The following is an 11,682-nucleotide window of genomic DNA, read 5'->3' as shown; positions in this document are numbered from 1 at the left end:
GTGCAAGCTCAGCTCGGCCGGCGCACCGCCCGCACCACCCCGGCGGATACGCTGCCGCAGAACAGGCGTCCGCCGCCATCGGATTCCAGCCCCGAGACGCCCATGCCGGCCGGCATGTCGAGCTTCTGCAAAACCTTGCCGGTTTGCGGGTCGACGCGGCGCAGGTCGCTCTGCTCGTCCTCCCAGGTGGCGTGCCACAGCTCGCCGTCAACCCAGGTCACCCCGGTGACGAAGCGGTTGGATTCGATGGTGCGGAGGATTGCCCCGGTTTCGGGGTCGATCTGGTGAATCTTGCGCTCCCGGTATTGGCCCACCCAGAGCGTTCCTTCGGCCCAGGTGAGCCCGGAGTCGCGCCCGCCGCCAGGCGCCGGAATGGATGCCAGCACCTCCCCGGTGTCGGGGTCGATCTTCTGGATGCGATCCCCGGCAAGCTGGAAGAAATGCCGGCCGTCATAGGCGGTGCCAGCGTGCGCGGCGACATCGATCGATCGCAGCGCCTGCCCGCTTTCCGGATCGAAGGCGTTCAGTTTCTCACCGGAGGCAAACCAGACGTTGCGCCCGTCGAAGCTTACCCCGTGCACGGTGTCGACGCCCGGAAAGGGTCCGTATTCGCGCAGGATTTCGGCCGCTGAATGTTTCATGTCTTTGTCCTCACTGAGATGATCGGGCATTTTCGGGGATCATGCTCTAACCGTTTGGCAGCGGGGCCGGGAGTAACAAGGTCGTCGTGAATCCGGCCACAGGCGGCGTCATCCAGCGGCGCGCCCGGCCGTGCCCGAACGACTGCACCTTGCAGGCCTCGCCTAGCTGCTCCAGCGCCCGCTGCACGCTGCGCTGGCCGGTGCCAAGCGCCAGCGCCAGCGCCGAACTCGCCCAGGATTCACCATCGGCAAGCAAGGCCAGCACCGCGGCGTGCCGCTCCTCGATCGGCCGCGCCAGCACCACCACCTCGGGCGCCTGGCGCGGCGCCAGCGCAAAGCCTTGGCTCGTGGCATTGATGTCGGCAAGCGTGCGCAGTTCGGCGCGCAGTCGGCCGATCTCGACCCGCAATCGGGCCCGATGCGATTCATCGGCGTGCCTGCCGCCAAAAGCCTGTGCGATAAGCGTCGCCCGCGACACATCCGCCGGCCATGCTTCGGCCAGCGTACGCGCCAGTGCAAACAGCACCGGGCGCGTTGCCAGCGAGACCATGGTTTCCTGCTGGCGCACAAAATAGCGCAAGGCATCGACGACCAATGCCGGCGACGCCTGCAGCGCCTCGACCTCCTCGAGCAGCAAGGGGCGCTCGTGGCCACGCGCGATCAGCCGCGCCGCCGGCGCGTCCAGCGCCATGAATGCGTTGTCGACCTCGGCCATCAGCCCCGGGATGCCGGCCCGGCGGGCGGCGTGGCGCGCCCACTCCAGCGCGGTACGCGCGGCCCTTGTCTTGAGGCGCCGCATCGCGATGCCGGCGACGGCCAATTCGTGCGCGGCTCTCGAGGCCGGCGGAAGCGGCGCCGGGTCGAGCCCGGCCAGCACGTCTTCAGCCTCGTCGAGGCGGCCAATCAGCAACAGTCGCCGTACCTTGAGATGGCCGGCATGCGCGGCGTTCAGCCGGTCGCCATGCTTTTCCAGCGTCGCCCGCGCAGCATCCAGCGCCTTGGCTGGCCAGCCCAGGTCCCGCGAGACCAGTGCGATCTCCGCCTCGGCGACGACGCATCTGGCGCGCGCCACCGCCTCTTTCGGGCCGAAGGCGCGCGCGGCCCGCCGCAAAAGCGCCTTGGCGCGGTCGAGGTCGCCGAGCTGCGCCATCGCGATGCCGCGCAGCGCCAGCGCCGGCGCGTCCTCGCGCAGAGCGACGCGGTCCAGCGCCCCGAGTGGATCGCCCGCGGCCAGCGCCAATGCCGCTGCCGTGATCAGCGAGTCCATTCAAATCCCGTCACACTTGTAACTCCCACCCCTGCACTGCCCGCCCTAACTTAAGTCATGACCGCCAACCAGCAAGCCGTATCGGCAACAGGCGGCACACCAGGGAAAACAGCAATGACTTGGATGATGACCTAGCCATCAGGACAGGCGAAGGGCGCCGTAGCCGCCGTTGACGCTAATATCGGCACTCGTTAGCCTGAGCATCTCAGATATAGATACTAAGCATCTCATATAGGACAAACGACAATGCCTGACTCCGACGATCTGCCTCTCCTCGCGACGAACGACACGGTCGAGCGCGCCGGGCGCCACCCCTGCTGCGGCGGGCCTGCCCATTCAAATCCCGTCACACTTGTAACTCCCACCGCGGCGTTTCATCGCCATACCCTGCCTCACGATCCGCAAGCAACAACGCGCCGCGCTGGCGCGACAGACTGACAAAGGAGACGAGCAATGACCAAGCACACCGCAATGAAGACCCCACCAATCGTTTCACAGCAGGCGTGGGAAGCCGCGCGCGAAGAACTGCTGGTGAAGGAGAAGGCCACACTGCGCGCCAAGGACGCGCTGGCCGCCGAGCGCCGGCGCATGCCGTGGATGGAAGTGGACAAGGCTTATGTGTTCGACGGGCCGAATGGCAAAGCGAGCCTGCTCGATTTGTTCGAAGGCCGCCGCCAGCTGATCGTCTACCGCGCCTTCTTCGAGCCGGGGGTCCATGGCTGGCCCGATCACGCATGCCGTGGCTGTTCGCTGGGTGCCGATCAGGTCGGCCATCTCGCCCACCTCAACGCCCGCAACACCACGCTTGCCTATGCCTCGCGCGCACCGCAGGCCGACATTGCGCGGCTGAAGAAGCGGATGGGCTGGGAGATGCCCTGGTACACCATCACCGACAGCTTCGACAAAGACTTCGGCGTCGACGAATGGCACGGCCACAACGTGTTCATCCATGACGGCGACCGGGTATTCCGCACCTATTTCATCAACAGCCGTGGCGACGAGGCCATGGGCACCGTGTGGAGCTACCTCGACGCAACGCCGCTCGGCCGCCAGGAGATCTGGGAAGACTCGCCCGAAGGCTATCCGCAGACCGCGCTCTACAGCTGGTGGAACTGGCACGACAACTACGATGCCGCGCCCGACCAGAAATGGGCAGAAGTGTCGGCTGCCGGCGAAGCGGCATTCAGGGACAAGGACGGCCAGTAAGGATCTGCTGAGAGTGTCCGGCAGGTATCCAGCTTGGGTTCCTCGCCCCCGCCAAAGGCGGGGGAGAGGGGGCCGCGAAGCGGCCGGAGAGGGGGCCTTCGTAGAGCGCGATTCCCCCTCTCCGTCTCGGCTACGCCGAGCCACCTCTCCCCCACTTTCGTGGGGGCGAGGAACCCAAGTCCTGGCGAGCAGGTCGCACGCACCAAGGCACAACCATCAAGGGAAAAGGACCATGAGCGATATCCATACCGGTGCCAGCGGCGCGATCCCTGCTGAAGACACAAACCCGACCACCCCTGGCCTCGCCGACTGGCTGTGCCTCGCCGCGGCACCCACCTTCGCCCTGATGGCGCTGTTCAACTGCATTCAGAATGGCGATGCGGCTATCCTGTGCATGGGTGCGAACGCTTCGCCGCTGACCAGCATGCCGGTGATGTATCTCCTGATGAGTGCCTTCCACCTGGCGCCGTGGCTGAGGGTGATGTCCGGCCGGCCGGTCCGGCAATGAAACTGGTCAGGCTGAGAGCGCCGGGTGGCTTGGGCAACCTCGAACTGGTGGAGGAAGACCGTCCTCAGACAGGACCGGGTGACGTGCTGGTCAGGATCCGGGCCTGCTCGTTGAACCTGCGTGACGATTTCGTCGTTCAAGGCAAGATGCCGCTCGCCGACGGCCGCGTTCCGCTGTCCGATGGCGCGGGCGAGGTGATCGAAATCGGTGACGATGTCGATGCGTTCAAGGCTGGAGACAGCGTCGTCAGCACCTTCTACCCCTGGTGGCTGGGCGGTGACATGACGCCTGCGACCAGGCGCGACATACCGGGAGAAAGTTTCGACGGCTTTGCCAGCGAGTATGTGTGCATGCCGGCGCACGCCTTCACCAAGGCCCCGGTGGACTACACGCATGTGGAGGCGGCAACGCTCACCTGCACCGGCGTCACCGCCTGGCGCGGCCTGGTTGTGTGCGGCAAGGTGAAACCCGGCGACACCGTGCTGGTCCTCGGCACGGGCAGCGTATCGCTGTTCGCGTTGCAATTTGCCAAAGCCGCCGGCGCCCGGGTCATCGCCACGTCTTCCGACGAGCAGAAGCTGGAAAGGCTCGGGCGCCTCGGCGCCGACGCCGTCATCAACTACAAGGCCGTGCCGGACTGGGGCCAAAAGGCCCGGGATTTGACGGACGGCCGCGGTATCGATCACGTGATCGAGGTCGGCGGCCCCGCAACGCTGACGCAGTCGATAGCGGCCTGCCGGACGGGCGGCCATATTGCGCTGATCGGCGTCCTGACCGGCTTTGCGGCGGAAATGTCGATCCCGGCCCTGTTTTCGAACCAAATCCGCATCAGCGGGATCTCGATCGGCAGCAGGGCGGACCAGGAGGATATGATCCGGGCCATAGAGGTCAACCGTCTGAAGCCCATCATCGACCGCAGTTTGGCGCTTGAGGACATCGCCGGTGCCTTCACGCACTACGAATCCCAACGGCATTTCGGCAAGGTCTGCCTCGAACTTTGAGCGCCCCGAAAGCGGCATCACCGCACATCCATCAGCAACAGCTAATTGACAGCCCGGAGGAAACGGCGCTGACTGGCTGAACAGGTGGATCGCACAACAGGCGGGCGATATCGACCGCCGGCGTCGCCTTGGGGAGGATGCCATGCCAACCGTAATTGGCCATCACAACATCACGAAGGACAGCAACCACTGGCTCAGTTCACCCAAGCGCAAGGAGCTTTTCGGCGCCCTTGGGATCACCAACATCCGCACGTTCGTCGATCCGCAGAATCCGAAACGAGTGGCCTTGATGATGGACGTCCCGGACATGGATGCCCTTGCGACAATGATGCAGAGCCAGAAAGCCGCTGACGCGATGGTCTACGATGGCGTGGTGCCGGAATCACTGGTGATCCTGGTCGAAGCCAAGGGTTAATGCATGTCGCCTAAAAGTGGTCCGGTTGGGGCAACGACATCCGTAAAGACAAAGGCGTGATGCGCGTCGCCTGAATCCGTTTCAACGCGACGCGCTTTAATGCAAGTGGCGGAGTTTGTCGGGGTTGCGCACCACATAGATTGCCGCGATCTTTCCGTCCTCGATGTCGAGTGCGGTCGTCTGCAGTTCGCCATCGGCTTCCAGCGTGATGAAGCCGGGCAGTCCATTGACGAAACCGACACGAACAAGCGTCGAGGCGTTCTTCTGCAGCCATTCCGCCACACGCTCGTATTGCTGCATCACGGCATCGAACCCCAGGACCACTTCCGTGGCTGCCGGACGCTTCCCGCCGCCATCGGCATGGGCGCTGACATCGGCCGACAGCATCGCGCCAAGCGCCTTCATGTTGCCGCTGCGCGAGGCAGCGAAGAAGGCCTCGGCCAGTTCTAGGCCGCGTTGCTTTTCCACCTTGAAACGCGGTCTCGCCTGGCGGACATGAGTACGCGCGCGGGCAGCGAGCTGACGGCAGGCGGCGGGTTCGCGCTGGATGGCGGCGGCGACCTCGTCGAATCCCAGCCCGAACACATCGTGCAGCAGAAAGGCCGCCCGCTCGAGCGGCGAAAGACGTTCCAGCACCAGCATCATTGGCAGGGTGACGTCTTCCACTTCGTCCTCTTCCACGACGGGATCGGGAAGCCAGGGGCCGACATAAGTCTCGCGCTGGCGGCGCGCGGATTTGAGCTGGTCCAGGCAAAGCCGCGTGACGGTGCGGCGCAGGAATGCCGCGGGCTCGCGCACCTCGCCGCGGTCGGCCCTCATCCAGCGGATGAAGGCCTCCTGCACGACATCCTCGGCATCCGCCATGGAGCCAAGCATGCGGTAGGCGACGCGCATCAACGTCGGACGCAGCGGATCGAAGGCCGTCGCCGCATTCTCGGTCCCTGCGCCCGTCATCAGGCTGCCGCCGCCTTGGCCGCGGATCTTATCGCCGCCGGATCGGCCCAGCCACCGAACCCAACCGCAAGGCGGTTGTAGCCGTTGATCACATTGATCATCAAGGTGAGCTTGACCTGCTCCTCGGGCGTGAATTCGGCCTCCAGGGCCTCATAGGCGCTTTCGTGCGTATGGCCTTCGCAAATCCGCGTCAGCGCCTCGGTCCAGCCGAGCGCGGCGCGTTCACGGTCGGTGTAGCAAGGCGCCTCGCGCCATGCCGACAGCAGGTAGATGCGCTGCTCGGTTTCGCCGTCCTCGCGTGCAAACACCGTATGCATGTTGAGGCAGTTGGCGCAGCCGTTGATCTGCGATGCACGGATCTTCACAAGCTCGGCCAGGCTGGGCTCGAGGCTGGAGGAAATGGCGAAGGATGCGCGCTGCCATTCCTTCATCAGCGAGGGGGCAGCGGCGAAGAGATCAAGTTTTGCGGTCATGATTGGCTTCCTTCTGTTGGTGCCGACCTCATGACGAGTCAGGATCCGCCCGTGTGACATTCACGCCAGGTTTTTATCGCCAACCAGCGCGAGAGATCGCCCCCCGCACCTGGTATCGGGCGTCGGCGACGCTTGCCTAGGTCGCGATATCGTTGACTGGCAGCAATGGCTTGGGGAGGTCAACCTCACCAAGCCCGGTGCGCAGTTCGATCTCGATGTCGCGACAGATTTGCGAGATCGGAACATCGTTGGCGTTGCCCTCGAAAGGGTTGGCACTGCTCTCGCCGACCTGGTCGAGAGACATGTATGCCCACCCCAGGAGTGTGCTGAAGGGGATCGTGAGCCAGATCGCGATCGGGCCGAGTGCGCCACCCAATTTGCCCATGTCGGCAAAGACTGGAACCACGCCAAATGGCAGCAAGGTGCAAAAGATCATGACGAACAAGGAACTGACGATGGCGTATTGCCGGGGATATGGATTGTTCTTGATGCGGTCGCAGCGCGCCTGCTGATCATGGAAGTCGCGGATCAGCTTGATGAGTTCGACATAGACCTGCGGAGGGATTTTGGCCTCCTTGAACAACGCATTGACCTGGACCGATTGCATTTCAAGCAGGATCAGCGCTGGACGAGGCGACTTCAGGACGTCGTCGGCTTGTTCTCCCAACAGCGGACGCAGTTCGTCGGCGATCGAGCCCGCATCCTCCTGGATATGGTAACGCCGCCGGAATTCGACATTGGCCGCCCGCCCCATGGATTCCCACGGCATCGGCCGCCGCAGGGCGAACCGCAGGGCCGTCAACCAGGCGAGATGGCGGTAGATGAGTTGCCTGGCTGTCGGCACATCGTTGAAGTCCCTGCAGAAATTGGACCACAACCGGCTGCTGGCTGTAATTTGCGCAAAGGCTTGCAGCGCTTCACTGCTGCGGGTGAATACCTGTGAATTCTTGAACCCGGCAACGAGTGACACGGTGGTGCCGAGCACGAGCACGACCGACCATGGCACCGAAAACCCGGCGATGCCCGGCACACGGTAGGCCGCCACGGCCAGTGCGCTCACAACCACCATGTAGATGACACTGCCCCGCGACCAGAGAGCGAAATCTACCACCTTGTAGGAACGGCCTACATACATCGGGTGCCCTCGAAAGCGTGGACGACAAGCGAATCAAGCCATCACGCCTAGCATACCGTTTGCTCACCATGAATGGCCGTCTTGGCATGAGGCCGACTGTTGCGAGGCCGATTTCCCAAAGCGCGTCGCGTCCAATCTTACCAAAACACATGGGCACGGGGTCGCCCCGTGCCCATGGCCTTTCACCTACCTCAATTGCACTTCGGCTTGGCGCTGTTGCAGGCGTCGACCAGTTCGGCCGGCGGATCCTTGTGGAACACGGTCTTGAAGGACTCCAGCACGTTGGACTGCACGACCGGCAAGGACTGGACGCCGACCCAGGCGGGCGTGGGTTCACCGATCAGCGCCTTCATCATCGCCAGCGCTTCGGCGACGCCCTGGTCATAGGGGCGCTGCGAACCGGTTGCCTTCAGCGGCCCACCCTTGGCGATTTCGATCGCCGACTGCAGGCCGAGATCGACAGTGGTGATCGGAATGTCGATGCCTTGCGCGCGCATCGACGACAGCGTGTCGAGCGCCGGCTGATCCCACACCGCAAACAGGCCCTTCACATCGGGATTGCCGGTGAGGAAGTCGCCGGCGATCTGCGACACCTTGGAGGGATCGGTGAAATCGACCTGCTTCATGACGATGTCGGGCCGGTTCTTCTTCATCCACTCGCCGACGCCCTTGGTGCGCTCGTTGGTGCTGAAATAGTCGACGCCGAAATTCACCAGGCCGATCGTGCCGCCCTTCGGCATGCAGGAAGACAGGATCTGCGCCGCGATCTGGCCGTTGCCCTGGCTGTCGGCCGAGATCATCGAGGCAAAATCCTTTGGAGATTCGAGGCCAACCGGGATGCTGTCCATGAACACCAGCTTGATGCCGGCCTCGCCCACCTTCTTGTAGGTCGGCGCCGTCGCAGTGAAGTCGACCGGGATGGAAATGATGCCGTCGGGATGCTGTTGGATGGTGTTCTCGATATCGGCGATCTGCTTGTCGACCTGATATTCGGCGGACGCGACGCCGGTCACGGTCACGCCATACTTGGCCAGCGTTTCGCTGATGCCTTGCACCTGCAGTTGCGACCAGTCGAGGTTCACCGTCTGCATGGAAATGCCGACCTTGAACTTGCCGGCCTTGACCTTGGCGGCTTCGTCGTCGCTCAACTTCAACTCGTCGGGCGAGGCTGCCTTTTCACCGTGCGGGCCCTGGCCGACAATGCCCTTGGGACCGAGCGTGGCCATGTCGACGCCGGTAACGCAGGTTTCCGGCGTTTGCGCCGAGCTTAGGGATGTCGAGAGCGCGAACGCGCTGGCGGCGATGCTCAATCCTAGGAAAAGCGAGTGGATTCGTGCCGAGTGCTTCATGACTTTCCTCCGTTGATCGTTGACGTCTCTGGTGCCGTTTGGAGCCGGCAATTTTCTGCTGAAATCCGCGGGCGCGCGCCTTACCTCCTCGTGAAGGCGACCGCGGCGACGATGATTGCTCCCTTGATGACGAGTTGCAGCGACGAGCTGACGCCAAGCAGCACCAGCCCATTGTTGAGCGTGCCGATGATCAAGCTGCCGAGCAGCGTGCCCAGCACGAAACCGCGACCGCCGAACAGGCTGCAGCCGCCGAGGATCACCGAGGCGATGACATCGAGCTCCATGCCTTGCACGACATCGGGCCGTGCCGCGTGCGAACGCGCCGACAGGATCAGCGATGCCAGCCCGGCGAGCGTCCCGGTCAGCACGAAGGCCAGCGTGGTGACCTGCTTGATATGGACGCCGGAATAGAGTGCGGCCGTCGGGTTGCCGCCCGCCGCATAGACGCGCCGCCCGTAGACGCTGTATTGGAGCAGCAGGATGCCTGCGATCGTGACGCCAAGCGTCCACAGGATCGGCGCCGGGATGCCCAGCACCGAGCCTTCGCCGAAGATCGCGAAATAATAATCGTTGGTGATGATGACCGGCTTGGTGTTGGTGACCATCAGCGCCAGACCGCGCGCGCCGCTCAACGTGCCCAGCGTCACCAGGAAGGACGGGATTTCGAGGCGGGTGGTCAAGACGCCGTTGATCAGCCCGATCAGCGCCCCGGTGCCCAATCCCGCCAGCGCGCCGACAACCCAGTTGTTGGCGACGAAAGCCATGGCCAGCGACGCACTCATGCCCGAAAGCGCCAGCGTCGAGGCGACGGACAGGTCGATCTGCCTGGAGATGATGACGAACGTCATGCCGACGGCAATGATCGAGACCAGCGTCGTCTGGCGGCCGATGTTGAGAAAATTGTCGATCGACAGGAACCAGGGCGACGCCAGGCTGAAGACGATCAGCATGATGGCGAAGGCGATGTAGAGCATATAGGGACGCTCGCCCTGAAGCAGATGCCGCAGCGCCGAGCGACCGCCTGTCTGGTTGGCGGCTGCCCCCCTTGCCACTGGTGGATTTGCCGGGCTTTGGGTTTCGGTCATGCCGCGTGCTCTTGCGATGGCTGCGAAAGTTGAATGAGGTGATGGAGATCCTCGGCGCTGCCGAACTCCTGTTTCGAGATCGTCTTCGTGATCGTGCCATCGACGACGATCGAGACGCGGTCGCAGAGCTGAAGCAGTTCGGAAAGATCCGAAGACACCAGCAGCACACCGCTTCCCGCCGCCGCTGCGGCACGAATGACGCCGTAAATCTCCTCGCGCGCACCGACATCGACACCAACCGTCGGCTCGTCGAGCAGAAGCACGCGCGGCCGTGGCTCGTTCCATTTGCCGAACACGACCTTCTGCTGGTTGCCGCCGGACAGGTTCTTCACCATGGTCGATGCGCCTGGCGCCTTGACGGCCAGCCGGTGCATGGCGGCGTCGGCCTGCTCACTCGCCGAGCGGCGCTGCAACCAGCCGAGGCGCGAGAAATACGGCAACCGTGGCAGGGTCAGGTTGCGCTCGATCGAATGTTCGAGGACCAGGCCCTGGACGTGCCGGTCCTCCGGCACCAGTGCGATGCCTCGCCGTATCGCCGCGGCCGGATCGGTTCCGTTCAGCGAAACGCCGTCGAGGCTGGCATCGCCCGACTGGACGGGCAGCAGCCCGAAGATCGTCTGCAGGATTTCGGTCCGTCCGCTGCCGATCAGGCCGGCAAGGCCATGGATTTCGCCGCTGCGCAGTTCAAGATTGGTCCGGTCCAGCCTGTCATTGCTGATACCCTTCAATTCGAGCACGGGCGTTTCCGGTGAACCAGGGCGAGCCGAGGACGGCACGCTTTGCCCGGCTGCCATGCTGTCCGCCTTCAGGACGGCGTGATCCGACCCGACGATCGCGCCGACCAATTGCCTCATATTGGTCTGCGACGTGATAAATGTTCCGGCGTTCTGCCCGTCGCGGAATACGGTCACCCGGTTCGAAATCCGGAAGACCTCATTGAGGCGATGCGTGACGTAGATCACCCCGACGCCCCGCGCGGCAACAGCACGGATCGCCTCGAACAGGATCTTCTCTTCATCGTCGGTCAGCGCCGAGGTCGGCTCGTCGAGGATGAGCAGGCGAACGTCGCCCATCAGCGCCTTGGCGATCTCGGTCATCTGGCGATAGGCAAAGGGCAGCGACCCGACCATGGCACGGGCATCGAGCGGGATGTTCTGTGACTTGAGGAAGGCTTCGGCCTGCGCCACCAACTGGCGTTTTTTCAGGAAGCCGAAGCGGGTCTTCGGCTCTCGTCCCAGCATCAGATTGTCGGCAACCGAAAGCGATTCGACCAGGCTCAGATCCTGGTAGACCACCGCCACGCCGGCATCACGCGACTGGGCGGGTGAAGCGAACGAGACAGGCTCGCCATTGATCGCGATCGAGCCGCCATCATGCACATGCACGCCGCTTAGAATCTTGATGAGCGTCGATTTGCCGGCCCCGTTTTCACCAAGCAGGGCGTGCACTTCACCGGATTTGATTTCGAGACTGACGCCGCGCAGCGCATTGACACCGCCGAACCGCTTGCTGACGCCCTCGACGCGCAGCAAGGGAGTCCCGGACGATGGCGAAATCGAACACTGTTCGATCATGACGCCTGCATTTCCTTCCCTTGACGCGTCCCCTACCCGATCGAGATTGTCTTTTGAGACTTCTCTTACTTTTT

12 protein-coding genes are annotated in these 11,682 nt (G+C 63.6%); 4 read left to right on the top strand and 8 right to left on the bottom strand.

All coding sequences use genetic code 11. From position 1 onward, the window contains the following. Positions 1 to 8 precede the first annotated feature (8 nt). Positions 9 to 641 (bottom strand): Vgb family protein, encoded by a 633-nt coding sequence (locus AC1DYW_RS15435; RefSeq protein ID WP_477227085.1) that lies wholly within the window; start codon positions 639 to 641, stop codon positions 9 to 11. 46 nt (positions 642 to 687) lie between these two features. Continuing rightward, positions 688 to 1,908, bottom strand: a complete 1,221-nt coding sequence (locus tag AC1DYW_RS15430) for a helix-turn-helix domain-containing protein (protein ID WP_477226794.1) — start codon at positions 1,906 to 1,908, stop codon at positions 688 to 690. Positions 1,909 to 2,361: 453 nt separating this feature from the next. On the opposite strand from AC1DYW_RS15430, the gene AC1DYW_RS15425 reads away from it, so the two are divergent. The 4 genes from AC1DYW_RS15425 (at position 2,362) to AC1DYW_RS15410 (ending at position 5,038) form a co-directional block, all read left to right on the top strand. Beyond that, positions 2,362 to 3,114, top strand: coding sequence for a DUF899 domain-containing protein (locus AC1DYW_RS15425; RefSeq protein ID WP_477226793.1), 753 nt, complete (start codon positions 2,362 to 2,364; stop codon positions 3,112 to 3,114). Between the two features lie 232 nt (positions 3,115 to 3,346). Continuing rightward, entirely contained in the window at positions 3,347 to 3,622 is a 276-nt protein-coding gene (locus AC1DYW_RS15420; protein ID WP_477226792.1) for a hypothetical protein, read from the top strand. Next, positions 3,619 to 4,623 (top strand): zinc-dependent alcohol dehydrogenase family protein, encoded by a 1,005-nt coding sequence (locus tag AC1DYW_RS15415; protein ID WP_477226791.1) that lies wholly within the window; start codon positions 3,619 to 3,621, stop codon positions 4,621 to 4,623. The genes AC1DYW_RS15420 and AC1DYW_RS15415 overlap by 4 nt, the downstream gene beginning before the upstream one ends. Before the next feature lie 142 nt (positions 4,624 to 4,765). Then, positions 4,766 to 5,038 carry a hypothetical protein gene (locus tag AC1DYW_RS15410; protein ID WP_477226790.1) on the top strand — a complete coding sequence of 91 codons (273 nt, stop codon included), beginning with the start codon at positions 4,766 to 4,768 and terminating at the stop codon, positions 5,036 to 5,038. 96 nt (positions 5,039 to 5,134) lie between these two features. On the opposite strand, the gene AC1DYW_RS15405 is transcribed toward AC1DYW_RS15410, so the two are convergent. From AC1DYW_RS15405 to AC1DYW_RS15380, 6 genes are all read right to left on the bottom strand, one after another. After that, entirely contained in the window at positions 5,135 to 5,992 is an 858-nt protein-coding gene (locus AC1DYW_RS15405; RefSeq protein WP_477226789.1) for a sigma-70 family RNA polymerase sigma factor, read from the bottom strand. Next, on the bottom strand, positions 5,992 to 6,465 hold the full coding sequence (locus AC1DYW_RS15400) for a carboxymuconolactone decarboxylase family protein (RefSeq protein ID WP_095091770.1): 474 nt from the start codon (positions 6,463 to 6,465) through the stop codon (positions 5,992 to 5,994). The genes AC1DYW_RS15405 and AC1DYW_RS15400 overlap by 1 nt, the downstream gene beginning before the upstream one ends. Positions 6,466 to 6,601: 136 nt before the next feature. Then, positions 6,602 to 7,600: a bestrophin family protein gene (locus AC1DYW_RS15395; protein ID WP_477226788.1), complete on the bottom strand. Its 999-nt coding sequence runs from the start codon at positions 7,598 to 7,600 to the stop codon at positions 6,602 to 6,604. A gap of 191 nt (positions 7,601 to 7,791) precedes the next feature. Next, positions 7,792 to 8,949 (bottom strand): substrate-binding domain-containing protein, encoded by a 1,158-nt coding sequence (locus AC1DYW_RS15390; RefSeq protein ID WP_477226787.1) that lies wholly within the window; start codon positions 8,947 to 8,949, stop codon positions 7,792 to 7,794. A gap of 80 nt (positions 8,950 to 9,029) precedes the next feature. Further along, the gene (locus tag AC1DYW_RS15385) at positions 9,030 to 10,034 is read right to left on the bottom strand and encodes an ABC transporter permease (protein ID WP_477226786.1); all 1,005 of its coding nucleotides are present in this window, start codon (positions 10,032 to 10,034) and stop codon (positions 9,030 to 9,032) included. Continuing rightward, positions 10,031 to 11,608 (bottom strand): sugar ABC transporter ATP-binding protein, encoded by a 1,578-nt coding sequence (locus AC1DYW_RS15380; RefSeq protein ID WP_477226785.1) that lies wholly within the window; start codon positions 11,606 to 11,608, stop codon positions 10,031 to 10,033. The genes AC1DYW_RS15385 and AC1DYW_RS15380 overlap by 4 nt, the downstream gene beginning before the upstream one ends. Positions 11,609 to 11,682 lie beyond the last annotated feature (74 nt).

This window comes from Mesorhizobium sp. P2_D5 (assembly GCF_056404355.1).
Note: the sequence above shows the minus strand (reverse complement) of the source record. Positions and strands in the feature narration are given on the sequence as shown.

Excerpts from the sequence above, each read along its gene's own strand:
- AC1DYW_RS15435 (WP_477227085.1), bottom strand. The coding sequence starts at position 641 with ATGAAACATTCAGCGGCCGAAATCCTGCGCGAATACGGACCCTTTCCG.
- AC1DYW_RS15430 (WP_477226794.1), bottom strand. The coding sequence starts at position 1,908 with ATGGACTCGCTGATCACGGCAGCGGCATTGGCGCTGGCCGCGGGCGAT.
- AC1DYW_RS15425 (WP_477226793.1), top strand. The coding sequence starts at position 2,362 with ATGACCAAGCACACCGCAATGAAGACCCCACCAATCGTTTCACAGCAG.
- AC1DYW_RS15420 (WP_477226792.1), top strand. The coding sequence starts at position 3,347 with ATGAGCGATATCCATACCGGTGCCAGCGGCGCGATCCCTGCTGAAGAC.
- AC1DYW_RS15415 (WP_477226791.1), top strand. The coding sequence starts at position 3,619 with ATGAAACTGGTCAGGCTGAGAGCGCCGGGTGGCTTGGGCAACCTCGAA.
- AC1DYW_RS15410 (WP_477226790.1), top strand. The coding sequence starts at position 4,766 with ATGCCAACCGTAATTGGCCATCACAACATCACGAAGGACAGCAACCAC.
- AC1DYW_RS15405 (WP_477226789.1), bottom strand. The coding sequence starts at position 5,992 with ATGACGGGCGCAGGGACCGAGAATGCGGCGACGGCCTTCGATCCGCTG.
- AC1DYW_RS15400 (WP_095091770.1), bottom strand. The coding sequence starts at position 6,465 with ATGACCGCAAAACTTGATCTCTTCGCCGCTGCCCCCTCGCTGATGAAG.
- AC1DYW_RS15395 (WP_477226788.1), bottom strand. The coding sequence starts at position 7,600 with ATGTATGTAGGCCGTTCCTACAAGGTGGTAGATTTCGCTCTCTGGTCG.
- AC1DYW_RS15390 (WP_477226787.1), bottom strand. The coding sequence starts at position 8,949 with ATGAAGCACTCGGCACGAATCCACTCGCTTTTCCTAGGATTGAGCATC.
- AC1DYW_RS15385 (WP_477226786.1), bottom strand. The coding sequence starts at position 10,034 with ATGACCGAAACCCAAAGCCCGGCAAATCCACCAGTGGCAAGGGGGGCA.
- AC1DYW_RS15380 (WP_477226785.1), bottom strand. The coding sequence starts at position 11,608 with ATGATCGAACAGTGTTCGATTTCGCCATCGTCCGGGACTCCCTTGCTG.